Below are 21,657 nucleotides of genomic sequence, written 5' to 3' on the forward strand. Positions count from 1 at the left end.
GGATAAACCCATGGCTTGGATTCGAGCAGGGACCGTGGCCGTCACGAACGGCTCAACGACTGTGACTGGCACCGGTTCTGGCTTTGCTGCAAATACCCGGGTAGGGGATGCGTTCATCGGCCCTGATGGCCGTCAGTATGAATTGGGAAACGTCGCGAGTGACACTGTGATCTCGATCATTCCGGCTTACCAGGGGGCAACAGCGTCGGGTGCGTCCTACGCGATTATGCCGGTCCAGGGTTACCAGAAAAGTCTGGCCGATCAGGTCCGGTCCTGGGTGAACACTTACGGCGCCAAGATGGCCGCCCTGGGCACTACCGGCAACTACGACACCCTTCCGGTCACGAAAGGGGGCACAGGCGGTACTGATCAGGCTACAGCAAGGTCTGGCCTTGGCCTGGGCAGTGCTGCCACAGCAAGCATTACTGTTGGTGCCGATGACGCTACGCTCGGAAGACTGCTGAAAGTTGGGGACCGAGGCATCGGTCAGTATTTGACTGAGCGCCGCCCAACGAGTGCACTGGATGAGCGCCGTAACTATGGTGGTTTCGATTTCTCGTATTCCGGGTCCGCGACTGATATTCCCGCCGGGATGACAGCTGCCTCAGTTCTCACAATGTCCTACAGCAACGCTTTCTCCAATCAGCTAATGATCGACTACAACAGCAACACGATGTGGATCCGGAGCACCGCCAACGGTGCATGGTCGAGCTGGGACAAGGTTTACACAACAAAAAATACTAGCCGTGCTTCCGACGGCACTTTGAAGGCGATCTGAAATGGCAAGAGCAGCAATCAACATCCTCGGCGCGACCGGCGAGACCTACGACCTGGTGTCGTTGGGCTCATACGACGTTACATCAGCTCGTGCAGCAGTTGGCGTTTATACCGTCACTGGCGCGCTCGGCATGGTGCCATTTCCACCGGTAGATGTGGGTTGGGGCTACACGATCAACCAGGTGGACGGCCGCGCCGAAATTGAGATCGAGTTCGCCGACGGCGTGCTGACTGTGACCGTGACCAAGGACGGTCAGCCCTACGATCTCAAGCACATGATCACCTTGCACATCCTCGTCCCCGACGATCCAGAAATGGAGATGCCTCAGCAAAGCATCGAAGCCTGATAGCCGCCTGAACACCAATGCCGCCTTGAGCGGTTTTTTTTCGCCTGGAGAAAAGTTATGACTGCAACCGAAAGAGACTGCGACATCCTCGCGAGGACGCTGTGGGGTGAGGCTCGCGGGGAGGGCCTGGTCGGCCAGATCGCTGTGGCCTGGACCATTCGCAACCGTGTCAACGATGGCAAGGCCAGGTCCTGGTGGGGGGAGGGGTACGCTGGCGTGTGCCAGGCGCCGTACCAGTTCAGCTGCTGGAACAAGAACGACCCGAACTATCCGTTCCTCAGCGGCGCCAAGCCGATCCCGACCGGCCAGTTCGCCCAGGCCCAGCGCGCAGCTGATCAGGTGATCGCCGGTGCCGCGCCAGATCCAACTGGTGGCGCCACGCACTACTACGCGACCACCATGTCCAAGGCCCCAGCCTGGGCGGCGAAGGCCAAGCAGACGGTGCGAATCGGGCAACACGCCTTCTTCAAGGACGTGCCGTGATGACGCCGGTGCAGAAGCTGATCGGCTGGCTGGTGCTGGCCGGCCTGCTGATCTCCGGCGGCGCGGGCGTCGCCTGGAAGGTGCAGGACTGGCGCTACGGCAGTCAGCTGGCCGAGCAGGCACAGCTTCACCAGGATGACCTGGCCGCTATCAGTAGCGCGGCAGCAGCTCAGCAGCGCGCCGACCAGGATAAGCGCCTTGCGCTTGAGCAGCGCCTGGCCACCGCCGACCAATCCCACCACCAGGAACTGACCAATGCTCAGAAAAACCAAGCTCGCCTGCGCGATCGCCTTGCTACTGCCGATCTACGGTTGTCAGTCCTTGTCGACGCCGCGGATACAGCCAGTGGCTGCGCAGTGCCTGCCACCACCGCCACCGTCGGCCTGGTTCATGGAGCCCCGCACGCCCGACTTGACCCGGCGCATGCTCAACGAATTGTCGGCATCACCGACGACGGCGACCAAGGACTGATTGCGCTGCAGGCGTGTCAGGGCTATGTGCGAGAGGTTACGAAGCGGAAATAGTTGCTCTGAATTTTTTACTAATGATAGTCCGGGTACGCAGAGATAATGTACTTATTGTCGTTACCGCTGAGTATCACTTTTAAGTTGAAGCTCCCGCCGCTGCTGATGCTGGTGCAGTAATCTCCGGACTTGTCGTTGAAGGGCCCAGACCGCCCACATCGCTCATTTGGACTATTGCTGATACAGGCCCCCATCATAGATGTCGCGTATTCTATGCTGGCAATAACCTGATCCCCGGTGCAAGTATCTGGAAACATAGTTGATGTGGGCTTTGTCATCCAAGGACTTTGAACGTCGTTGCGAATTCCAAATTTTTCGTACTTGTATATGTCTGTAGAGCCAGGGATGGAGGTTTTTGTAGTTGCATTCACTGTCGACGGGTTAATACCGCCAGGTGCTGAGTGAAACCCTTCCGCATTATTACTTGTGGTCACCTGTCCACAAAAAATATGCTTTGTATTTACGGTGTAGGCATTGTTGGAGATCTTAATGTCGGCTGGAAAGGGGCAGCCGTAGGCGGTGGCTGCGGCAGCTGTAACCGATGGTTGATCATTGCTGCATGATGAAAGTAATGTGGCGGCTGTGAGAATTACTGTAAGCTCTATGAGGTTTTTCATTGTTCTTCCTTGAGGTTTTTTTGGCGTGACTATCTCAATATTAGAGCGCTTGCCGGATTTGCATGTTGATACTTTGTAAGCTTCATCCTAAGTCTGCGTAGGAGAAAGTCGAGTTTCTGCTGGATAACACTGCTGATAGAAAAAGTACTAGCAGCGGATCGGGTACAAGCGGGAACTTGTTGCCGCAGTTGGTGCCTGTAGGTAGCTCAAAAAAAGCTGTCTAGAACTAGCTCAACGTATCCCGGTTTTGCTGGCTTAAAATCGCCTCAAATGACACAAGAGTTTTAGGCGGTAAGTTGCTGGAAGCCACGTAATATGTGGCGTATGCACGATTCAAGCCCATACCGCTGCAGTATCAGCCGTTATTCACGAACGCCCCGCCATGGATCTCGCCTATAGGGTCGATCAAGTGCGCCCCCTGGTTCTTTGTGTTGCCCGCGGCGCGGTCGACCTTGAACCACTCGAACACTTCGGACGGTTCGCCCTGGTGCATCAGCATCAGCTCGGCCCGCTCCTTGGGTGTCGCAGGATCCAGCCATTCCCGGGCCAGCTCAGGCGTCAGGACCACTGGCCGTCGGTCGTGAATGTCGACCATGCCGCCGGCGGAGTCCGCGGTGATGATCACGAAGCCGTCATGCTCCCGAGGGGGCTCATCAGAATGCGGCCAATGGCCAATTGACGCGCACAGGCTGGGTAGGCCATCACGTCGCCGGATGTAGTAGGGCTGTTTTCCAGTTTCATCCGCGAGCCATTCAAACCATCCGTCTATTGGTGTGATCGCTCGATTTGGCCAGGCTGCCCGGTAATAGGGGTTGCGCGCGACCTTTTCGGAGCGGGCAATGGGTTCGGCTCGATTGGTTGCCCAATGCGGTTTCCAAGACCACCTGAGCAGGTCGGCATGTAGCGCGCCATTCTCCAGGTGGAGCAGGGCGACCTGAGTTGTCGGCGGCACGTTGTACCGCCCCAACGGCAGATCGCCGACGGTATTGACCAAGGCCCCGGGCATGCTGAGCACCGCAACAAAGTCGTGAATGCCGCGGTACTGTGAAATTCTTCCGCACATAGCCGATCCTCACTTTGAGGTTTGGCATAGCTATCGATAACGGCGTGTGCCGCTCACCCTTCGCAACTGGCGCTCCTGTTCCTCCAGGCGTGCTTCCAGCCTTTCATTCTCCGCTCGAAAATCTGTAAGCAGAAGTCTTTCTTTGGCTAGGGCAGCACGGGTGTACGCTCTGTCACGTTCGGCCGCCTCATACATCTCAACCAGCGTAGCGATGTCCTTCTTGGCCTTTGCCAAAGCCTCAATCGTTGTTTCATATTCCGCTTGTAGCAGCAAAATGTGTTGTTCCAGCATTTCAACGGGCGTAGGGATGCCCAGCGTAAATTCACTGTCGTCGATGTCCACGGTACTGCCTCACGCTTTGTTGCTGTATGTGCATACAGTAATCGAGGCTTGGAAGGTGAGCGATTTGAGGCGACGAACAGTATGAGATGGGGGAGGAGGGCAGGAAGCTCAGCGACTTTGTACTGGCCGGCCGGGGAGCCTGAGGTGTGCATTGTGCGGGTAGGGGTTCCGGTGCAGATTCCTTGCCGGGCACCGGAAGTATCGGCACCGGATTTCGCTGCGGCAGGATTGAAGGGGGCGGATTCGCTTGAGGTAAAAGTCAGGGCATTGCTGGCTGAGCGGCGACAACGGTCTGGTTACGAGCGAGAGCTCGTAGCCGCAGTACGGGCCTGCCAATGACCTAGGATTAATTCTGTTTTCGCTCTAAAACCGACTCCTTGAATCCGTATATTTTCAATCTTTCTGTATCAAGCTCGCCCGTGTACTGGGTGGCTGCGACATATCCGATCACCACGACAACGGCCAGAATCAACCAACCCTTCCAGGTTAATTTTCTCTCAGGCGGCGGATCCGGCAGATCTTCATAGCCGCCATTGGTGTTCTTATCATCCTTATCCTTCATGCATGATGCTCTCCTTGTTGGCGGGTGATGTTACCAGTTCTATTTGAGAAATTCTCTCAATGGATCCAATTCACGGCCGTCAGAGTGTGTCTATATATGAGAGAGAGGGGTGTAGCTCGACCTCAGAAAGAAATCCGTTTTGCGGTGCCGCTCCGTGACGACATCAACGTGAACAATGAATTGTGCCGGCAGCTGAACAGGACCAGTTGTGCTCGGTCGGCAGGACGCCGGAGGAGGGGAAAAGCAGCTCAGTGACTTTCCAAGTGACTTTGTTATTCGCTGTTCTTCTCTGTTGGGCATCGTTGCAGCGAGCGCCCAGCGCGAAGCCTTGTGTTTAGCGGCCTGTAGTGAGATCCGCTTGCATGGGGTGCTAGGGGTCGAGTGTTCGAATCACTCCGTCCCGACCATATTCCTAAGAGAGATCAAGCACTAGCGGCTTGATCTCTTTTTTCGTTTAGGGGCTGCGCAATACTCGCGCAAAACTAGCCAGTGATTTCACTGATATTCAGGTCGGGAATTGCCTCTGGCCAGATGATCTCGGCGTGGTCGCGCTGGTAGTTTTTGTCATTGCCTCACTCGCGTGCCCCGCGATCTTCTGCCCGTCTTTCCGGCCTTCTGGTACAGATGCAGCGACAGCGCCCTGACTTCGTGAAAGCCTGGCATCTCTTCCTCCCTCCCTCCTGTGTACTTGCCCGAACCCTGTGGGGCGAGGCGCGTGGCGAAAGCCCAGGCGGCCAAGTGACCGTGGCCTGGACAATTCGCAATCGTGTGAACGATGGAAAGACGAGTTCATGGTGGGGCGAAGGCTACGCCGGCGTGTGCCAGAAACCGTGCCAGTTCAACTGCTGGAACAAAAACAATCTGAACTTTCCGTACTTGAGCAGCGCGGAGCAGATCCTGTTCCGTGAGCTGGCTCAGGCACGGATTGCCGTTGATCAGGTGATTGATGACAAGGTGCCGGATCCCCTTGGCGGAGCCACGCACTATCACGCGATCGCGATGAAGACACCGCCGAGCTCGGCTGCTCCGCGCTGCTCAACCCAAAGTGTCAGCTCCATGATGGCGGCCTTCAGCGCGAGTTGGTTTTAATTGATTTGAATAACAGGGAAGGGAGCCGATCTGAGTTTTGCATGGCGAACCCTCCGCGAAGAGGTATTACAGAGCAGGGATCGTTGCTTGATTTTTCGAATTATACGGGTGTCCAACTCACTGTTTTGGCTTGGATTTTGCAAATTTCGCCTGTTGCCGTCAAAAAAATGAACCGCCAGCAGATTGTGCTCAGAAATTTGAATCTTGTAGTTACGGATGTGGCATCAACCTAAGGAGTGCTTTCCATAATGAACATGTTTATCGATATCGTTGGAGCTTGTAATTTAAGTTGCCCTTCCTGTCCCATGGGAAATTCTGAAAATAATAATTTCAAGAAATCCATGCAGCTCGAGATGTTTAGCAAGATCGTTGAAAAAGCCAAACTTGAGGGGGTTCACTCGATTCACCTTTATAATTGGACTGAGCCTCTGATTCATCCGCGCATTGGCGAGTTTATTCAGGTGGTTAACGCGGCAGGCTTGAATAGCGGAATAAGTTCTAACTTGAATATAGCCAAGAACATGGAAAAAGCCTTAATGGCTGAGCCCACGTTTTTTCGAGTGTCGCTTTCCGGCTTTCACCAGGAAACCTACAAATTAGGGCATGTGGGGGGGGATATCGAAGTTGTTAAAGGGAATATGATTAAACTGCATGATATCAAGCAGCAGTACAATCTCAAGACAGAAGTCGAAATTTACTATCATCGTTACCTGGATAACCTGGAAGAAGAAGGGTTGATGCGTGAGTTTGGCGAGCAGCTAGGCTTCAAATTTACCACCGGTTATTCGGTGATGATGCCGCTTGAGAAAACCCTTGCAATCATCGAGCGTGATCCTTCCGTCACAGACACAGACCACGAAACACTCGAAAGGCTCGCATTACCACCTTATGACGATCTGGTGAATTTACTCAAGCACTACCCGAAACATGCGTGCAGTCTAAAGAACAACATGTTGGTACTCGACTGTAACGGAAATGCTGTTCTTTGTTGTTCTGTTTTCAATCAGGCCGAGTACCACGTTGGCAAATATCTGGAACTTCCGCTTGAGCAACTGAGCAATCTTAAGAGTACCCAGAAAAACTGTGTCGATATGTGCAATCGGTGCGTAAAAAATGGTCTGCATTCTTATGCGACTGCACCTAACCACGGGCCGATGGAACGCCATGCCGTCAATCGCATCATGGACTTTCAACGTCGAAATATTCTGGGTCTTCCTATTGTCAGTGAGGATCTTGGGCGGGACGGTGAAGTCAGTGCTCAAGACTTTGATGAAATTCAATATCTTCAGGAGAATCAGGATGTAAGAGATGCGGTTGCCAATGGTGCTTTTTCCAGTGGCTATCAGCATTACCTGTTCTTTGGCCGTGTTGAAGGCAGGGTGGGGGGCTAGTTCTTCCTTTGTGTATTGTGAAGGCAGCAGGATGCTTGTAAAAGATTGAGCTCGGCTTGCAGAAAATACCTTGCCAGCCGATGCAGCAACCCAGCTCGCATTACTTTGAGTGGATGGACCTGTGTTGCTTTTACCCTCGAGTATGTCGGGCATCAGGCTTTTCCACGTTCATATTCACTTACGGATGTTCGATTTCGCCGAAGTCGCGGATATAGATCTTTCGATCTTGCATGAAACCTCCTGAGTGGGCGAATCATATCGCCCTTAAGAGGTGTCCGAGATTATCAGGCCAGTTCAGATATGTGGATTGAAGCCTGGTTCTTCACTTCAAGGAGGAAGCCGGGCGCCACCACCCTCCACGTCCTTACCCGTCGAATACCATAACCGCGGCTGCCATCGACTCGGCACAGGCGCTGCTGTGGTCAAGAAAGCCCGGGCACGGCGTTTGCTGAATGCCGTCCTGCTGAACACTGCAAAGGCTGAGCTTCCTGACCTGACCTCAGCCAAGCGCGTTAAGGCTCAACACTTGGTGATCCTGGCTCTGCAATCGTACAAAGGGGGGATGTAACTGACTTGCCCGGCGAAGAATCAGCAGAATAGAAAAGGGCCCACCGAAAGGTGGGCCTTTTTGTTTCTGTGGTGACTAGGCCGGTCAGGGCACACCCCTGTATGAGCGGAGGGTGTGCCCATCGAACGTCAGACCAGGCTGATCATATCCGCGCTCAGTTGCGCGGGGTTGAACCCTACCAGGGTGATGCTGCTGTCTCCCGCCACGATCAGGCTGTCGCTGCCTTGCTGGCTGGTGGCGCTGATGACGGCGGCTGCGGAGGCGAACAGGGATTTGGAGAACACCAACTGATCGAACCCGTTCTGGTGAACGTTGAAGTCGCTGATCAGGTCATGGCCGAAGCCGCCCTGGTCGAAGACAAACAGATCGCTGCCCACGCCACCACTGAGTGTGTCGTTGCCCAGGCCGCCCACCAGGATGTCGTTGTGGGCGCCACCATAGAGGGCGTCGTTGCCACTGCCGCCGAGCAGGGTGTCGTTGCCACTTCCACCGTGCAGCAGATCATTGCCCGCGCCGCCTTCAATAAGATCGTCACCGCCCTGGCCGAAGATCAGGTCGCGGCCGGCGGTACCCTTCAGGAGGTCTGCCAGCTGCGTGCCTTCGGTGGCCTTGGCGTAGCTCTTGTTCGATCCGAACAGGCCTTCGTAGTCGAGCTTGCTGCTGGTCACGGTAAAGGCCGGGGTCAAGGTCTGGCCCAAGAGGCCTTCGAACTCGACATGCTCGACGTCGTGCAGCTCCTTGAGGCCGTAACGTCCGCTGGTGTCGTTGAGAAACAGGCTGCCATCGCTCAGGCGCACGGCTTCGTAGCTGGAGACCGTACCCTGCAGGAAGACTTTGTCGTCGCCCACCCCGCCCGCGACTATGTCGGTGCCCGTGCTGACCCTGAAGCTGTCGTTGCCGGCGAAGCCGTCCAGGAAGTCATCGTTGCGGCCGTCCTGCAACTTGTCGTTGCTGTCCGTGCCGAGGAGAAAGGCCGGGGTGCCGAAGTGGTTGGAGGTGGCGGACGCTTTGTCGTGGACCCAGGTGAAGCCGCGGCTGATCGGGTCGAGGTTGCTGATGATGATGGTGCTGTCGCGCTCGATGTAGTCGTAGAACGTCGACTGGCCGATGCGCTGGATGGGATTGATGAAGATGCCTTCGAGGTGCGCCACCCAGCCGCTGGGATTGACCACGGAGAAGGGGCCGTTGGGCCAGGTGGGCAGGGCGTAGACCGTGTCGAACAGCACGATGTTGTCGGTGGTCGAGGTGTAGCTGGCGTCACTGCCTTTGAGGGCCGCGAGAATGGCGCCGCTCAGGTCGGTCTGTTCGCCGATGAGCCGATGCACGATGTCGTTTTCGAAGCCGAAGTTGAAGATGCCGTCGCTGTTGCTGGCCTTTGGCGAGGCCATGCCGAAGTAGTCCGAATCCTTGAAAAAGCCGTCGGCCAGGGTGTCCTTGCCCAGGTACATGCTGTTGGTCACGGAGCCGCCCTGGCTGTAGCCGGTGACCAGTACATCCTTGCCCGTCAGGTTATGGCTGGTGGCGTAGTTCTTGATCGAGTCGAGCAGGTAGTCGTAGCCGCGGATATAGGAGTTGTCGATCATCGCCGGATAACCCAGCAGGTCCATCGGCGAGTTGGTGCCGGCAATCGAAAAGCCCATTTTGACCAGCTTGCCACTCTCGTCGTACTGGCCGAACACCTTGGCCTGGGAGCCGGATACGTTCTCGCCCTTGAAGCTGCCCGTCAGGTCGAGGTGACTGCTGTCGATGTTCAGGTCGCTGGCGCTGATTTCGCGCCAGCCCTTGGGCAGGGCAAAGGTGTTGCCTTCGCCCAGGACCGCCCCGGGTAGGTTGTAGAGTGCCCCTACCGTCGCTACACCACTGGTGTAGGTGGCAAGGTTCCAGGCATCTGAAATGAGCACGCGGCCGTCTTGGCCCTTGTAGTCGAATATCGCCATGGTTCGTTTTCCCTCACAAACTAAAAAGTCATGAAAAAAAACAAGAGCTGAAGTCTTCTTGTTCTTCTTCGCTCGGATTTCGGAGCCTGGTGACTGCGTGCTCCGGAATCTGCGCCCAAGCTACTCATTCATTTGGAGGGTGTGGGTCGGGTAATGGGGTGTTGGCACGATCGTCCTAGTAAAAGCCCGATCCAGCCGCTATAAAATCAGCGTCATTACACTTTGGTTATCTCGAGGCTGATCCGCAGCCGCCCATCTTCCCTACCTTTGAGACCGGGTATCAGCCGCGCCGGCGAACCTTGGGCAACATGCGCGCAAGAATGTCGTCCTTGTCGAAGAAGTGATGCTTGAGCGCCGCCAGCACGTGGATCAGGATCAAGGCGCCGGCGCCCCAGGACAGCAGGCGATGTATCCACATGGCCAGGTCGTAGCGGGACTGATCCACCGGCGCTATGGGTGGCAGGTTGAACAGGCTCAGCAGCGGGATTGGATGACCGGCGACCGAACTCCAGTACCAGCCCGAAAGCGGCACGGCGAGCATGGCGACCAGGTAGAGCAGGGCGTGGGCGATATGGGCGATGCCGGACATCGCCCTGGAGACGCTGCTGGGCATGGCCGGGTAGCGGTGGGTCAAGCGATAGCAGAGCCGGGCGAGCAGCAGGAATAGCACGGTGCTGGCAATCGCCTTGTGCACGAAGACCGCTGGGCCGCCCCTGGGCACATCGCCACGCAGGTTGGCGGAGTAAAAGCCGATCAGCCAGACGCCGATGATGATCAGCGCCATGCTCCAGTGGAAAAGCCGCGCTGCCAGACTGTAGGAAGAGGAAGCATTCATAAGGACAATCTGCCGTTTTGAAAGGTGGAAGGGCTCCGGGTTGCCGTCGGTTGAGTCAACCGGGTGTCGCCTCCTTGGCTCGGTACGCGATGGCGGCCTTGGGTCGAGGGCGATCGCGGAAGGAGTATTTCAATCTATATTTGCATTTGCAAGTGTTGCATTTGCAATAGTTGTAAGTGCATGTTTGCCACCACCCCTTCCCGGGCAGCGTCGAATGGAAGGGACAGGCGCATTTCACCGGATCAGCTCAACGACGTAACATGCCCCCCGCGCAGAGCCGTCTCAGCAATGGATACCGAGGTCTGAATCTTTGAACAGTTACTGTTTTTCCACCGCCGTCCCATACCTGGTCACCCGTGTCGGGGTGCGCATGGGCGAGTGCTTTTCCCAGGAGCTTGGCGAGCATGGCCTGACGCTGGTCATGTACCGGGTGCTCGCGGTGCTTCGGGAACAGGGCGGGCTCAGTCTTGGCGAGCTGGGCGGGCGGGTCTCGGCGGAGATCTCCACCTTGTCGCGGCAAGTGACCAATATGCAGAAGCTGGGGCTGATCCTGCGCGAACGGCAGGACGCCAATGGCCGCCAGGTCTGCATCAGCCTGACGCCCGCGGGGCTGGCCCTGGTGGAGTCGCTGGTGCCACGGGCGATGCATTGGGAGGAGGTGGCCATCCAGGGTTTCAGCGAGGCGGAAGTGGAGCAGCTCAAAGCCATGCTGATGCGCATGCACGGCAACCTGGCGAAGGTGCCGGACATGTCGACAGCCGACTGAAAGTATTCAGTTGCACGGGGCTGACCGGGCACATTGAGGCTCCAGCGAACCCGCACTGAAACCACCCCATGCCCGGCGAACAATCCCTGCCTTACACCCAGCGCCGGAACAGCACGCTGGCATTCACCCCGCCAAACCCGAAGCCGTTGGACAAGGCATATTCCATCGCCAGCGGTTGCGCCTGGCCACGAATCAGGTTGAGGCCTTCCGCGCCGGCATCCGGGTTTTCCAGGTTGAGGGTGGCGGGGGCGATCTGGTCGCGTAGCGCCAGGATGGTGAAGATCGCTTCGATCCCGCCGGCAGCACCCAGCAGGTGGCCGGTGGCCGATTTGGTCGAGGCGATGGCCAGCTCGCTGTGGTTGCCAAACACGCTCTTGATCGCCGCCAGTTCGCCTTTGTCGCCCACCGGGGTCGAGGTGGCGTGGGCGTTCAGGTGCTGGACCTGGGACGGCTCGACGCCGGCCTGACGCAACGCCTGTTGCATGGCGCGACGGGCACCGTCGCCATCTTCTGGCCCGGCGGTCATGTGATAGGCGTCGGCGCTGGTGCCGTAACCCACCAGCTCGGCGATCGGCGTGGCGCCCCGGGCCAGGGCGTGTTCCAGCTCCTCGATCACCAGCAGGCCGGCGCCTTCACCCATCACGAAGCCGTCGCGGGCCTGGTCGAAGGGCCGCGAAGCGCGTTCCGGAGTGTCGTTGAAATCACTCGACAGGGCGCGCGCGGCAGCGAAACCGGCAAGGCTGACCCGGTGAATCGTGGCTTCCGTGCCGCCGCAGACCGCGACGTCGATCTCCCCGGCGCGAATCATCCGCGCGGCGTCACCGATGGCCTGGACACCCGCGGCACAGGCCGTCACCGGCGTGCCCAGCGGTCCCTTCAGGCCATGCTGAATCGACACATGACCGGCGGCCATATTGCTGAGGAAGGATGGAATGGTGAACGGCGAAAGGCGGCGCGGCCCCTTGCTGTCGGTGGTGCGCACGGCGTCGGCAATGGCCGGGAAACCACCCACGCCCGAAGCGATGATGGTGGCGGTACGTTCCTGCGCCTCCGCGGTCTGCGGTGCCCAGCCGGCCTGGGTCAGTGCCTCCCGGGCGGCGGCGAGGGCGAACAGGATGAAGCGGTCCATCTTGCGCTGTTCCTTGGGCGCCAGCAGCGCGTCCGGATCGAAGCCGGCCTGCGGGTCCTGGAGGCGGTCGGGAACCTGGCCGCCGATGCTGATCGGCAGGTCGCCGATCAGTTCTTCCGGTAGCCGGCGGATACCCGATTGCCCGGCCAGCAGGCGTTGCCAGACCTGTTCGACGCCGCAGCCCAGCGGGGTCAATGCGCCCATGCCGGTGACGACAATGCGTTTGTTCATGACCTTTGTGCTCCTTCATCTCGAGTGGGGTGTGTCGCTCTATGGACGTCACTATCATCATGAAAGTAACATGCCCGGACCACAAATACGCAACCACGAAATCCGAGGAACCGCCATGCAACGCAAGACCCTCCTTCACGAAGAATGTCCGATTGCCCGCAGTCTGGAACGGGTGGGCGAGTGGTGGAGCATCCTGATCATGCGCGACGCCCTGCATGGCCTGCGGCGTTTCGAGGAGTTTTCCCGCAGCCTGGAGATCGCCCCCAACATGCTCACCCGCCGCTTGAATTCGCTGGTCGAGGCCGGCTTGCTGGAGCGCCAGGCCTACAGTCAGCGGCCGCTGCGCTACCAATATGTGCCGACGGCCCGGGGCGAGGATTTTCGTGTGGTGCTGATGGCGTTCGTCGCCTGGGGCAATCGCCATTACGCGCCGGAAGGGGAAAGCGTGCAGATTGTCGAGCGCGCCAGCGGCCGGCCGGTGCGGCCAATGATGGCGGACCTGGTCGATGGTCGTCCGGTGCCGCTGGAAGAGTGCACGGTCCAGGTCGGGCCGATGGCCAGCGAAGGCATGCGTCAGCGGCTGGGGGGCATGCAGGCGATGGCGGCCAAGCGCGAGGCCTGAGGTACCGCGGATCGCCGCGGCGACAGGCGCCTGTCACTGGCCCTTTTCGCAGTTGACCATCCACGAGGCGCCGAAGCGGTCGACCAGCATGCCGAAGCGCGCCGCCCAGAAGGTGGCCTCCAACGGCATCTGGACAGTGCCCTGGTCCGCCAGCGCGGCGAACACCCGCTCGGCCTCGGCGATGCTGTCGACATTCAGCGATATCGAGCAGCCATGGATACCCGAGTAAGGACGATCGGGCGTGCTGTCCGAGCCCATGATGGCCTGGTCGCCCACCAGCAGGCGGGTGTGGATGATCAGGTTGTGATACTCGGCGGGAATATGCTCGCAGGCGGGGCTTTCGCCGAAGGTCATCATCATTTCGAGGGTGCCTTGCAGGCACTGGGCGTAGAACTTGAAGGCGGCTGCGCAATCGCCGTTGAAGATCAGGTAGGGATTGATTTTCATGGTGGGGCTCCCGGATAGGCAGGGGCAGCGGGCGCGTCTGCCCGCTGGCAAAAGCTGATGGGTGGGACCTCCACTAGCAAAGCCCAAACCTGTGTGGCAGTGGGCTCGTTTTTAGACGGTTTTCTCATGGGGCAGTGGCGGGTTATCGCCCTTGGTGCACCCCTCCTGTCAGGCCCGCCGCCTGGTCGGCGGCGAGCCTTGGGTGGAGCTACACCAGCCGGGTCTGGGGCATGCCCAGCAGGCCGGTCAGGCGGTCCATGATCGCCTGCTGCCGGGCGCGGTCGGCCAGGTAGTCGGCCTCGGCGCTGGCCACATCGGCCGAGCAGTGCGGGCAGGTGGTTTCGTGGGCATGGATGTACTGCCAGCAGCCGCGGCACAGGGCCAGTCGGGTGGGCAGGCGTCCCTCCTCGGGGGATTTCTGCCCCTGGTTGATCCACGCCAGCTTGATCACCTGGCCGCTGTCGCTGACGCTGCTGACCGTCTCGCCGGTGTCGATGCGTTCGGTGATCAGGTCGAAGCGACCGACCGCGAACGACGCCTTGGCGGCGTCCTCAAGCTTGACGATGCGTTCGCGCAGGCCCTTTTTCTGCAGGTCCAGGGCGCGGTAGTGGCAGTACGGATTGTTGCCCGGCTTGCCCAGCAGCGAGTGCGAGGTCCAGGTGCAGCCGCCGCGGCACACGTCGTTGTAGTAGCAACTGCGGCAATAACCCCAGAGGTCGTCGACCGAGCGCAGGCGGCCAAAATGCATGCCTTCGCTGTAGTGCCAGATGTCGTGCAGGCTCATGTCGCGCACATTGCCGCCGGAGAACCCCACCGTCGCCAGCGAAGGACAGCCCTTCACCGTGCCGTCGGCTTCCAGGGCCAGCACCGTTTGCCCGGCGGCGCAGCCGCTCCAGTGCACGCGCTCGTCGCCGAAGCCGCGCCACATATGTTCGTAAGGGCCGTAGTAACCGATGTTGTTGCCGATGTTCATCAGCAGGCCGCGTTCCAGGCCTTCGCGGTAGAGGCGCGCGAGCAGCGGCATGACTTCCAGCAGTTGATAGGGTTGCAGCAAGAGTTCCGGGTGATCCACTGCGTTGCCCATGGCCACCGTCAGCTGGATCTGCCAATGGGTGGCGCCCAGTTCGATGATCAGGTTCATCAACTGCGGCAAGTCGGGCAGGGTGGCCGCGCCGATCTGCGTGTTGACGCTGACCGCGAGTCCGGCCTGCTTGGCCCGGCGCAGGGTGTCCACGGCCTTGTCGAAGGAGCCCGGGACGTTGCGCACGGCGTCATGCAAGGGTGCCAGGCCGTCCAGCGAAACCCCCACGCCGTTGAGCCCGGCATCCACCGCGGCCTGCATTTTCGCCGGGGTGAGGTTGCGCCCGCCGGTCTGGATCGCGCAGTAGATGCCGTGGTCGTGGATGGCCTGGATCAGGCGAGTCCAGTCCTTGCGCAAATAGGCTTCGCCGCCGATCAGGGTGACTTCCCGCGTGCCGAGGGCGGCGAGGGCGTCTATCACGTCGAGGCATTCCTGGGTGTTCAATTCATTGGGGCGTCGGTGGCCGGCGCGCGAGCCGCAATGCAGGCATTTGAGGTCGCAGGCAAGGGTGATTTCCCAGACCACATGCACTGGTACGTAACGCTTGAGGTCGGTTTCGCTGAGGTAGCGGGCGGGGCGATTGGCTGACATGGACAGTCCTTTGGGCGCACACAGGCGCGCGGCACGAACCTGGCGGATGTCCGCGCCGTCCCTGGCGATGCCGGCCCGAGCGGACATAGGGTTTGCCAGTGGTAAACCGGGCCTGGCCCTGGGGAAGGAAGGCCAGGCCCGGACGCCACCTTTCAGCGAGCTTCGAGGCGGGCGATCTCGGCGTTCAACTGCTGCAAGGCGCTGCGCAGCGCATCGCTGCTGGCCAGCTGCTGTTCGCCCTGGCGGACCACCGCCTTGAGTTGCGCCAGGTCACCGCTGGCCTGGGCATGCTGCACCGCCACGGCATACAGCGGGATGGGGTGATGCGGCACGGGTTCGGGGTGCGGGATCGACGCCTGGCTGACGGTGCCGTGCTGCACGTCCTGCCAGCTGCCCTGGTAGTAGTACCGGTAGCTGGCGGAACCGCTGGCCCAGTCGAGCCCGAGAATCCCCCGCAGGTGGAAGGTCTCGGCGATCTGGCTGGTCGGACCGCTGGGGTTGCCGTCGAGCTTTAGAATGATGTGGCCTTCGGTCGAGGGGTCCAGGTGGAGCTGGGAATACTCACCCCACACGTCGGCGAAGAAGTTCACCGGCGGATAAGTGCTCTTGAACACGCGGGCCACGCCGCTGACTTTTTTCTGCGGTGTGTTGACCAGAAGGTCGAGGGTCAGAACCGGGGCCCCCAGCAGCGCCGTGGTGACGTGGAGGCGGGTGTGGAACAGTCCAGTTTGCATGGTGCAACTCCTTGTTCGTATTCAGGGAAGTCGGGTCAGGGGCGAGCGGCGGTCAGCGGCGCTCGAGCTTGCCGATTTCGTCCTTGGCTGCATCCAGCGCGTTGCGCAGTTGTGGCAACTGCTCCAGTTGCTGCGTGGCCTGGCTGGCCAGGGTTTTCATCTGGGCCAGGTCGCCGCTGGCGATGGCGCCATGGATTGGCGCGGCATACAGCGGATGGATTGGTGGATACGCCTGCAGGGCCGGAGCGGTTTCCTGGTGCGTTTGCAGGGTGTAGGAGGGCACCGGCCCGACCAGATGGGCCGGAACGTTTTCGACCGATACCCATTGATGGCCGTTGTAGTACTGGTAGTTGGCGACGCCGCTTTGCCAGTCTTCGTCCACCACCAACTGGATCTTGAAGGTGACGATCGAGTTGGAGCTCGGTCCGCCCTGATTGCCCTGGGCGGTCACCAGGATCTTGCTCGTGCTGGGCGGCATGACGGTCAGGTAGGTGTATTGCCCCCACACATCGGACGGCAATTCCAGGGGAGGATTGACGGCCTGGGTGATGAGCGAGGTGCCGCGCACAGTCTGGTCGGGGGTGTAGACCAACAGGTTGAGAGCAAGGCTCGGCGCGCCCGGGATCGGATTGCCGATCCGGTAGCTGAGGGGAAACAGGCCAACAGGGGACGTAGTGGAACCGGACATGATTGCCTCCAGTGCATTAGAAAATGGAACAGCCTTAGTGCCGTTCCAGACGGGCGACTTCCTGTGCCAACTGCTCGTAAGCGCTGCTCAGATCCTTGGATTCTTTCTGGGATTTATCGCGCTGTTTGAGCAGGGACTTCATCTGCGGCAGGTTGCCGAGGGAGATTGCTTTCTGAATCGCCACTCCATAGGGCGGAATGACATGTTGCGAGGATGAACTCATGGCGTTGCCTTCCGTGGGAGGTTGTAGAGACTGCGCTATCCGGCAGCTTTTGCAGTTAAGCAGGCCGGGCACGGGGCAAACGCAAGGGCCACCGAATAACTTCGAATAGCCGTTATCGGGAAAAAATATATTCAGGCGGGACAAGCAACTGGCGCGGCGACATAGCGCGTTTGGCAATCAGCAGGACGCGGCTTACGAAGAATAGATACAAGCGGCGGGGGGTACTTCGACTCCCGGGAGTGGGCGGAAAAGGGCAGGATCGCCCCGGCCCGGCATCAGGCCACGGCACTCTGCGGCGCGCTGTGCAACAGCCGCTCCAGGGCGCCGCTGAGCAGGTGTTCCAGCAGGGTTTCGCGCTCGTGTTCGGCCAAGGGCTGTTCGGCCAGCCAGCCGGGCGCACTGTTGAGCAGGCTGGCGATGGCATGCCCGGTGGCCAGCAGCGCCGCGTCGCCGAGCCGCGGCAGCGGGCCGAGGAGCATCAGCAAACGGTGTTCATATTGCTCGCGCAACTGGCGCACGCGTTGCTGCTGGTCCTGGTTCAGGCAACCGCTGTCGCGCTCCACCAGGCGAAAATGCCGGGGCAGTTCCCGGTACAGCTTCAGGTGGGCGCGGATCAGGGTGCGCAGGCGATCGTCCGGCGCCTTGAGCCGCCGTTCGATGCGCCCCAGGGTGTCGAGCAGCTCGTCGTAGAACTCTTCGATCAAGTCCAGCAGCAGGTGCTGCTTGCTCGGGTAATGGTGATATAGCGAGCCCGGGGTCAGCCCCAGATGGCTCGCCAGCTCGCGCATGCCGACCTGGCCGAAGCCCTTGCTGGCGAACAGCTCCAGGGCCTTGTCGCGGCTTTCGGCGAAACGCGAGCAACGCTCAGCCATAGCGGTGGAAACCACGTTCGGTCTTGCGCCCCAGGTAACCGGCGGCGACCATTTCCTTGAGCAGCGGCGCGGGCCGGTATTTGCTGTCGTTGAAGCCATCGTAGAGGGCCGCAAGGATCGCCAGCAGGGTGTCCAGGCCAATCAGGTCGGCCAGGGCCAGCGGGCCGATCGGCTGGTTGCAGCCCAGGCGCATGCCGGCGTCGATGTCCTCGGCGCTGGCCAGGCCTTCCTGCAACACCAGGATCGCCTCGTTGATCATCGGAACCAGGATGCGGTTGACCACGAAGCCCGGGCGGTTACCGGCGGTGATCGCGACCTTGCCCAGGCGGGTGGCCATGTCCAGGGCCAGGGTGTGGGTCGCGTCGCTGGTCTGCAGGCCGCAAATCACTTCGATCAGGCCCATCACCGGCACCGGGTTGAAGAAGTGCAGGCCGATAAAGCGCTCGGGCGCGCTGACGCTGGCGGCGAGCTGGGTGATCGACAGCGACGAGGTGTTGGAGGCGATGACACAGGTGCTGGCAACCTGGGCGGCGATCTGTTGCAGCACCCGCAGTTTCAGCTCGAGGTTTTCCGTGGCGGCCTCGATCACCAGCTGCGCATCGACCAGGCTGGCGTAGTCGGTGCTGGTGCGGATGCGCCCCAGAATCGCCTGTTTCTGCGCTTCGTCCAGGCCACCCTTGGCGATCTGCCGGTCGAGGTTTTTGCCCACCGTGGCCACGGCCTTTTGCAGGGCGCTGTCGCTGATGTCCAGCAAGGTCACTTCGAACCCGGCCTGGGCACAGACCTGAGCGATACCGTTACCCATGGTGCCGGCGCCGATCACGCCGATATTCTGCAGATTCATCTTGGCTTCTCTTTCTTCGTCCGGGCGTGTCGCAGAGCAGCGCGAACGCGTCTTGCAATGCAACCTTCGAGGCGCGAGTCTAGTGCCCGCGCCGACCCCGGCCTATGCCAAAAGCGCTCAGCCGCGCTGGCGTTTTTTGCCATGTCCACAGCCACAGAGAGCAGTCATTCCATGCGGGAAAAGGATTCGGTCGCGGTCTACTTCGTGCAGGTCATGGTCCACGCCTTGCGCGAGGAGCCCGAGCGCCTGGCCGCGGTGCTGGCCGAGGCGGGCATCGATCCGGCCTTGCTCGGCCAGCCCGAGGCGCGGGTGCCGGCCAGCGCGTTCGCGGCCCTGTGGCTGATCCAGATCCGCGAGCTGCGGGACGAGTTTTTCCAGCTTGATTCCCACGGCCTGCCACCGGGGGCTTTTGCCCTGATCTGCCGTGGGCTGATCCAGGAGCCGACCCTGGAAAAAGCCCTGCGCCAGTGCCTGGCCAACTTCGGCCTGTTCCTGCGCGACTTTCGCGGCAGCCTCAGTGTGCGTGGCAAGCGCGCGGTGCTGAGCCTCGACAGCCATCCCCGCGATGAAGCCGCCGGGCGTTTTGGCGAAGAGACCTTCCTGGTGCTGATGATCAGCCTGCTGTGCTGGCTCGGCGGGCGGCGCATTCCTATCGACCGCGCCGACTTCCGTTATCCGCGCCTGTCCCTGAGCGACGATGCCTTGCTCTGGGGGCCGAACCTGACCTTCGGCGCCGAGCGCACCGAAATCGAGTTCGCCAGCCGCTTTCTGCGCCTGCCGGTGGTCCAGGACCTGGCCGCACTCAAGGTCTTTCTGCGCAGCGCGCCGCAGTGGCTGGTGATCCGTTTTCGCAACCAGCACGGCCTGGCGACCCAGGTCTATCAACGCCTGCGCCGCAGTGATTACAGCCAATGGCCGACCCTGGAAGCCTTCGCCAGCGAAGCCGGGATCAGCCCCAGCACCCTGCGCCGGCGCCTGGAGCGCGAGGGCGTGTCCTACCAGGAAATCAAGGACGAAGTGCGCCGCGGCATGGCCGTCGAACTGCTGCGCCAGAGCCGCGCGAGCATCGGCGAAATCGCCGAACGCACCGGCTTCCAGGAGCCCAGCGCCTTCCACCGCGCATTCAAGAAATGGACCGGCGAAAGCCCCGGCCGCTACCGCGCGCGATTCCAGCCTGCGAGCTGACAGGCTGGCGCGCCCACCTCAGTTCAAACCGTCAATCCCAACGTCTGCAACTGCCGCCGGGTCTCAGCCGCGGACTGGTGGTGAATCGCATTCCAGCCCAGGGCCTTGGCGGCGACGATATTCGGCGCGTGATCGTCGATGAACACCAACTCCTGAGGCGCCACCTCCGGCAGGTGCGCGCGAATGCGCTGCAGGGTGGTGTGGTAGATCTCGGCATCAGGCTTGATCTGCCGCTCCTGCCCGGATACCACTATGTCGCGAAAGCGCCGCAGGAACGGATAGTTGTCCCAGGCATAGGGGAAGGTCTCCTGGGACCAGTTGGTCAGCCCGAACAGCGGCATTTGCGACTGGTTCAGGTCTTCCAGCAAGGCCACGCCTTCATCCAGCTGGCCGCGGAGCATCTCCGGCCAGCGTCCGTAATAGGCCTCGATCAGGGGCGCATGTTCCGGGTGTTCGGCCACCAGGCTGCGGGTCGCTTCGGCCAGCGTTCGCCCGGCGTCCTGCTGGGTATTCCAGGCCTGGGTGCAAATGGTGTCGAGGAACCATTGGCGGCGGGCATCGTCAGGGATCAGTTGGCGGTACAGATGGTGCGGATTCCAGTCGAACAGCACGCCACCAAAATCGAAAACCACAGCACGAATTGTCATGAACACGTCCTTTTGAGCGGTTGTGGGTCAGGGCGACATCCTGCGACGGCGTGCGGCGCAATGCAATTTATCGGCGGCCCAGGCCCGGTTTCCGGCGAACCGACATGCGCTGGTCGCGGCTTTTGGTGTCAGGGCCACAGCCATCCTTCAGTCGACAATCACCTGCTCGTTCGGGTCATCGCCCAGGCACACCGTCAGCTGTTGCCCGGCCTTGTTGAACGCACAGTTGGGCAGGGCCTGCTGCCTGATGGAGTTCAGTGGCGGGAGGATGAACAGGCTGGCCAGGATCAGCGCGCCGACGGTCTGGAGAAACAGCACATCCGTGCTAGTGGCGGCTGGCCGAGGCTTGAGACGCCCGCGCCGATACCAGTGCAGCCCGCTGAAGATAAAGCCGCAGCCGATCGCCATGGCGTAGTCCAGCTCCCAGGCTTGTGGGCTGAAGATCAGGTTGCCGTCGGCATCGTCCGGGTAATTGATCCGCCACCAAGCACCCAGCAGCAGCGGCACCAGGCCGGCGACGATCCAGGCCAGGCGAGCGCCGGGCATGCGGGTCAGCAGGGCCAGGGTCAGGCCGAGGGCGCAGAGGAGCCAGATTCCGAGGTACAGCTGAAAGCCCATGGCCCCGCCGAACAGCGTGCCGCTGACGTCCCGGGGGACGACCAGTTGCAGGTCGGCGAATACCATCAGCGCCAGCGGGGCCGCCACGGCGATTCCGCTCAGGAGGGCATTGATCCATAACCACAGGGTGAACAGGCGACGCATGGGAGTACTCGACAAAGACAGGGAAGGGGATGGCACGGGGCGTGCCGGATTCAAGGGAATAGCAAGCCGCTGCCGATGGCGGACAGGGCCGCGTCACCAGGCTGGAATAGGCGAGTAGCTAAGGTGTCGATCAGGTGCGCAGTGCCGGGCAGCAGCATGGCTGGACGGGCAATGATCGGGGCAGGCGCCAACACGTTTCTTCCTTGGGCGGTGTTCGGGGCGCGAAGTATGCAAGGCCGCCGCCGGTTTTGCACCAGCTGTCGTACAGTGTCGGGCAGCAGGGCGGGGCACAGAGGCCCC

The 21,657-nt window shown here is 60.5% G+C and carries 27 protein-coding genes and 1 pseudogene; 10 read left to right on the top strand and 18 right to left on the bottom strand.

Features of this window, described 5'->3' with window-relative positions:
- The first annotated feature begins 10 nt into the window (after window positions 1-10).
- The 4 genes from C4K38_RS10795 to C4K38_RS10810 are packed head-to-tail and all read left to right on the top strand — an operon-like array spanning window position 11 to window position 2,131.
- Entirely contained in the window at window positions 11-778 is a 768-nt protein-coding gene (locus tag C4K38_RS10795) for a pyocin knob domain-containing protein (RefSeq protein WP_053278282.1), read from the top strand.
- Window position 779: 1 nt separating this feature from the next.
- A complete protein-coding gene (locus tag C4K38_RS10800) occupies window positions 780-1,124 on the top strand; it encodes a hypothetical protein (RefSeq protein WP_053278283.1) in 345 nt (114 codons plus the stop codon).
- 57 nt (window positions 1,125-1,181) lie between these two features.
- A complete protein-coding gene (locus tag C4K38_RS10805; RefSeq protein ID WP_053278284.1) occupies window positions 1,182-1,607 on the top strand; it encodes a cell wall hydrolase in 426 nt (141 codons plus the stop codon).
- Window positions 1,607-2,131 carry a lysis system i-spanin subunit Rz gene (locus C4K38_RS10810; protein ID WP_053278285.1) on the top strand — a complete coding sequence of 175 codons (525 nt, stop codon included), beginning with the start codon at window positions 1,607-1,609 and terminating at the stop codon, window positions 2,129-2,131. The genes C4K38_RS10805 and C4K38_RS10810 overlap by 1 nt, the downstream gene beginning before the upstream one ends.
- A 17-nt stretch (window positions 2,132-2,148) precedes the next feature.
- Here C4K38_RS10810 and C4K38_RS10815 read toward each other — a convergent pair whose 3' ends face one another.
- The 3 genes from C4K38_RS10815 to C4K38_RS10825 form a co-directional block, all read right to left on the bottom strand.
- Window positions 2,149-2,748, bottom strand: coding sequence for an EndoU domain-containing protein (locus tag C4K38_RS10815; protein WP_081001455.1), 600 nt, complete (start codon window positions 2,746-2,748; stop codon window positions 2,149-2,151).
- A 355-nt stretch (window positions 2,749-3,103) separates the two neighbouring features.
- Entirely contained in the window at window positions 3,104-3,811 is a 708-nt protein-coding gene (locus C4K38_RS10820; RefSeq protein ID WP_053278286.1) for an SOS response-associated peptidase, read from the bottom strand.
- Between the two features lie 30 nt (window positions 3,812-3,841).
- Window positions 3,842-4,153 carry a hypothetical protein gene (locus tag C4K38_RS10825; RefSeq protein ID WP_053278287.1) on the bottom strand — a complete coding sequence of 104 codons (312 nt, stop codon included), beginning with the start codon at window positions 4,151-4,153 and terminating at the stop codon, window positions 3,842-3,844.
- 81 nt (window positions 4,154-4,234) lie between these two features.
- Between C4K38_RS10825 and C4K38_RS32545 the strand changes: the two genes are divergently transcribed.
- Complete coding sequence (locus C4K38_RS32545) at window positions 4,235-4,492, top strand: hypothetical protein (RefSeq protein ID WP_081001456.1); 258 nt, start codon at window positions 4,235-4,237, stop codon at window positions 4,490-4,492.
- Window positions 4,493-4,499: 7 nt separating this feature from the next.
- Here C4K38_RS32545 and C4K38_RS10835 read toward each other — a convergent pair whose 3' ends face one another.
- Both C4K38_RS10835 and C4K38_RS32550 read right to left on the bottom strand, forming a co-directional pair.
- The gene (locus C4K38_RS10835; protein WP_053278288.1) at window positions 4,500-4,715 is read right to left on the bottom strand and encodes a hypothetical protein; all 216 of its coding nucleotides are present in this window, start codon (window positions 4,713-4,715) and stop codon (window positions 4,500-4,502) included.
- Window positions 4,716-5,197: 482 nt separating this feature from the next.
- A pseudogene (locus C4K38_RS32550) lies at window positions 5,198-5,396 on the bottom strand (integrase); the annotation flags it as partial.
- Between C4K38_RS32550 and C4K38_RS10845 the strand changes: the two are divergent.
- Together C4K38_RS10845 and C4K38_RS10850 are read left to right on the top strand one after the other, a co-directional pair.
- Window positions 5,340-5,804, top strand: a complete 465-nt coding sequence (locus C4K38_RS10845; protein ID WP_053278289.1) for a cell wall hydrolase — start codon at window positions 5,340-5,342, stop codon at window positions 5,802-5,804. The pseudogene C4K38_RS32550 and the gene C4K38_RS10845 sit on opposite strands and share 57 nt — an antisense overlap.
- Window positions 5,805-6,052: 248 nt before the next feature.
- A complete protein-coding gene (locus tag C4K38_RS10850; RefSeq protein ID WP_053278290.1) occupies window positions 6,053-7,195 on the top strand; it encodes a radical SAM protein in 1,143 nt (380 codons plus the stop codon).
- A gap of 696 nt (window positions 7,196-7,891) precedes the next feature.
- Here the strand turns inward: C4K38_RS10850 and C4K38_RS10855 are convergent.
- Both C4K38_RS10855 and C4K38_RS10860 read right to left on the bottom strand, forming a co-directional pair.
- The gene (locus tag C4K38_RS10855; RefSeq protein ID WP_053278291.1) at window positions 7,892-9,700 is read right to left on the bottom strand and encodes a calcium-binding protein; all 1,809 of its coding nucleotides are present in this window, start codon (window positions 9,698-9,700) and stop codon (window positions 7,892-7,894) included.
- A 280-nt stretch (window positions 9,701-9,980) separates the two neighbouring features.
- Complete coding sequence (locus C4K38_RS10860; protein WP_053278292.1) at window positions 9,981-10,535, bottom strand: cytochrome b; 555 nt, start codon at window positions 10,533-10,535, stop codon at window positions 9,981-9,983.
- Window positions 10,536-10,845: 310 nt separating this feature from the next.
- Here C4K38_RS10860 and C4K38_RS10865 point away from each other — a divergent pair, with 310 nt between their 5' ends.
- Window positions 10,846-11,301 carry a MarR family winged helix-turn-helix transcriptional regulator gene (locus C4K38_RS10865; protein ID WP_053278293.1) on the top strand — a complete coding sequence of 152 codons (456 nt, stop codon included), beginning with the start codon at window positions 10,846-10,848 and terminating at the stop codon, window positions 11,299-11,301.
- Between the two features lie 91 nt (window positions 11,302-11,392).
- On the opposite strand, the gene fabF is transcribed toward C4K38_RS10865, so the two are convergent.
- Complete coding sequence (fabF, locus tag C4K38_RS10870) at window positions 11,393-12,661, bottom strand: beta-ketoacyl-ACP synthase II (protein WP_053278294.1); 1,269 nt, start codon at window positions 12,659-12,661, stop codon at window positions 11,393-11,395.
- Between the two features lie 115 nt (window positions 12,662-12,776).
- On the opposite strand from fabF, the gene C4K38_RS10875 reads away from it, so the two are divergent.
- Window positions 12,777-13,283: a winged helix-turn-helix transcriptional regulator gene (locus tag C4K38_RS10875; protein ID WP_053278295.1), complete on the top strand. Its 507-nt coding sequence runs from the start codon at window positions 12,777-12,779 to the stop codon at window positions 13,281-13,283.
- 33 nt (window positions 13,284-13,316) lie between these two features.
- On the opposite strand, the gene C4K38_RS10880 is transcribed toward C4K38_RS10875, so the two are convergent.
- From C4K38_RS10880 to C4K38_RS10910, 7 genes are all read right to left on the bottom strand, one after another.
- The gene (locus C4K38_RS10880; RefSeq protein ID WP_053278296.1) at window positions 13,317-13,730 is read right to left on the bottom strand and encodes a VOC family protein; all 414 of its coding nucleotides are present in this window, start codon (window positions 13,728-13,730) and stop codon (window positions 13,317-13,319) included.
- 208 nt (window positions 13,731-13,938) lie between these two features.
- The gene (locus C4K38_RS10885; RefSeq protein ID WP_053278297.1) at window positions 13,939-15,402 is read right to left on the bottom strand and encodes a GDL motif peptide-associated radical SAM/SPASM maturase; all 1,464 of its coding nucleotides are present in this window, start codon (window positions 15,400-15,402) and stop codon (window positions 13,939-13,941) included.
- 152 nt (window positions 15,403-15,554) lie between these two features.
- Window positions 15,555-16,136, bottom strand: coding sequence for a DUF1842 domain-containing protein (locus C4K38_RS10890; RefSeq protein WP_053278298.1), 582 nt, complete (start codon window positions 16,134-16,136; stop codon window positions 15,555-15,557).
- 52 nt (window positions 16,137-16,188) lie between these two features.
- Entirely contained in the window at window positions 16,189-16,824 is a 636-nt protein-coding gene (locus tag C4K38_RS10895) for a DUF1842 domain-containing protein (protein WP_053278299.1), read from the bottom strand.
- 34 nt (window positions 16,825-16,858) lie between these two features.
- Entirely contained in the window at window positions 16,859-17,047 is a 189-nt protein-coding gene (locus C4K38_RS10900; RefSeq protein WP_053278300.1) for a DUF1843 domain-containing protein, read from the bottom strand.
- Window positions 17,048-17,322: 275 nt separating this feature from the next.
- The gene (locus tag C4K38_RS10905) at window positions 17,323-17,919 is read right to left on the bottom strand and encodes a TetR/AcrR family transcriptional regulator (RefSeq protein WP_053278301.1); all 597 of its coding nucleotides are present in this window, start codon (window positions 17,917-17,919) and stop codon (window positions 17,323-17,325) included.
- A complete protein-coding gene (locus C4K38_RS10910; RefSeq protein WP_053278302.1) occupies window positions 17,912-18,763 on the bottom strand; it encodes a 3-hydroxybutyryl-CoA dehydrogenase in 852 nt (283 codons plus the stop codon). The genes C4K38_RS10905 and C4K38_RS10910 overlap by 8 nt, the downstream gene beginning before the upstream one ends.
- Before the next feature lie 171 nt (window positions 18,764-18,934).
- Between C4K38_RS10910 and C4K38_RS10915 the strand changes: the two genes are divergently transcribed.
- On the top strand, window positions 18,935-19,948 hold the full coding sequence (locus tag C4K38_RS10915) for an AraC family transcriptional regulator (protein ID WP_053278303.1): 1,014 nt from the start codon (window positions 18,935-18,937) through the stop codon (window positions 19,946-19,948).
- Between the two features lie 23 nt (window positions 19,949-19,971).
- On the opposite strand, the gene C4K38_RS10920 is transcribed toward C4K38_RS10915, so the two are convergent.
- The 3 genes from C4K38_RS10920 to C4K38_RS32280 form a co-directional block, all read right to left on the bottom strand.
- Window positions 19,972-20,595, bottom strand: a complete 624-nt coding sequence (locus tag C4K38_RS10920; protein ID WP_053278304.1) for an HAD family hydrolase — start codon at window positions 20,593-20,595, stop codon at window positions 19,972-19,974.
- A 147-nt stretch (window positions 20,596-20,742) separates the two neighbouring features.
- A complete protein-coding gene (locus tag C4K38_RS10925; RefSeq protein WP_053278305.1) occupies window positions 20,743-21,357 on the bottom strand; it encodes a hypothetical protein in 615 nt (204 codons plus the stop codon).
- 50 nt (window positions 21,358-21,407) lie between these two features.
- Window positions 21,408-21,551 (bottom strand): hypothetical protein, encoded by a 144-nt coding sequence (locus tag C4K38_RS32280; RefSeq protein ID WP_155772918.1) that lies wholly within the window; start codon window positions 21,549-21,551, stop codon window positions 21,408-21,410.
- Window positions 21,552-21,657: the final 106 nt, after the last annotated feature.

This window comes from Pseudomonas chlororaphis subsp. piscium, assembly GCF_003850345.1.
Lineage (GTDB): Bacteria > Pseudomonadota > Gammaproteobacteria > Pseudomonadales > Pseudomonadaceae > Aquipseudomonas > Aquipseudomonas piscium.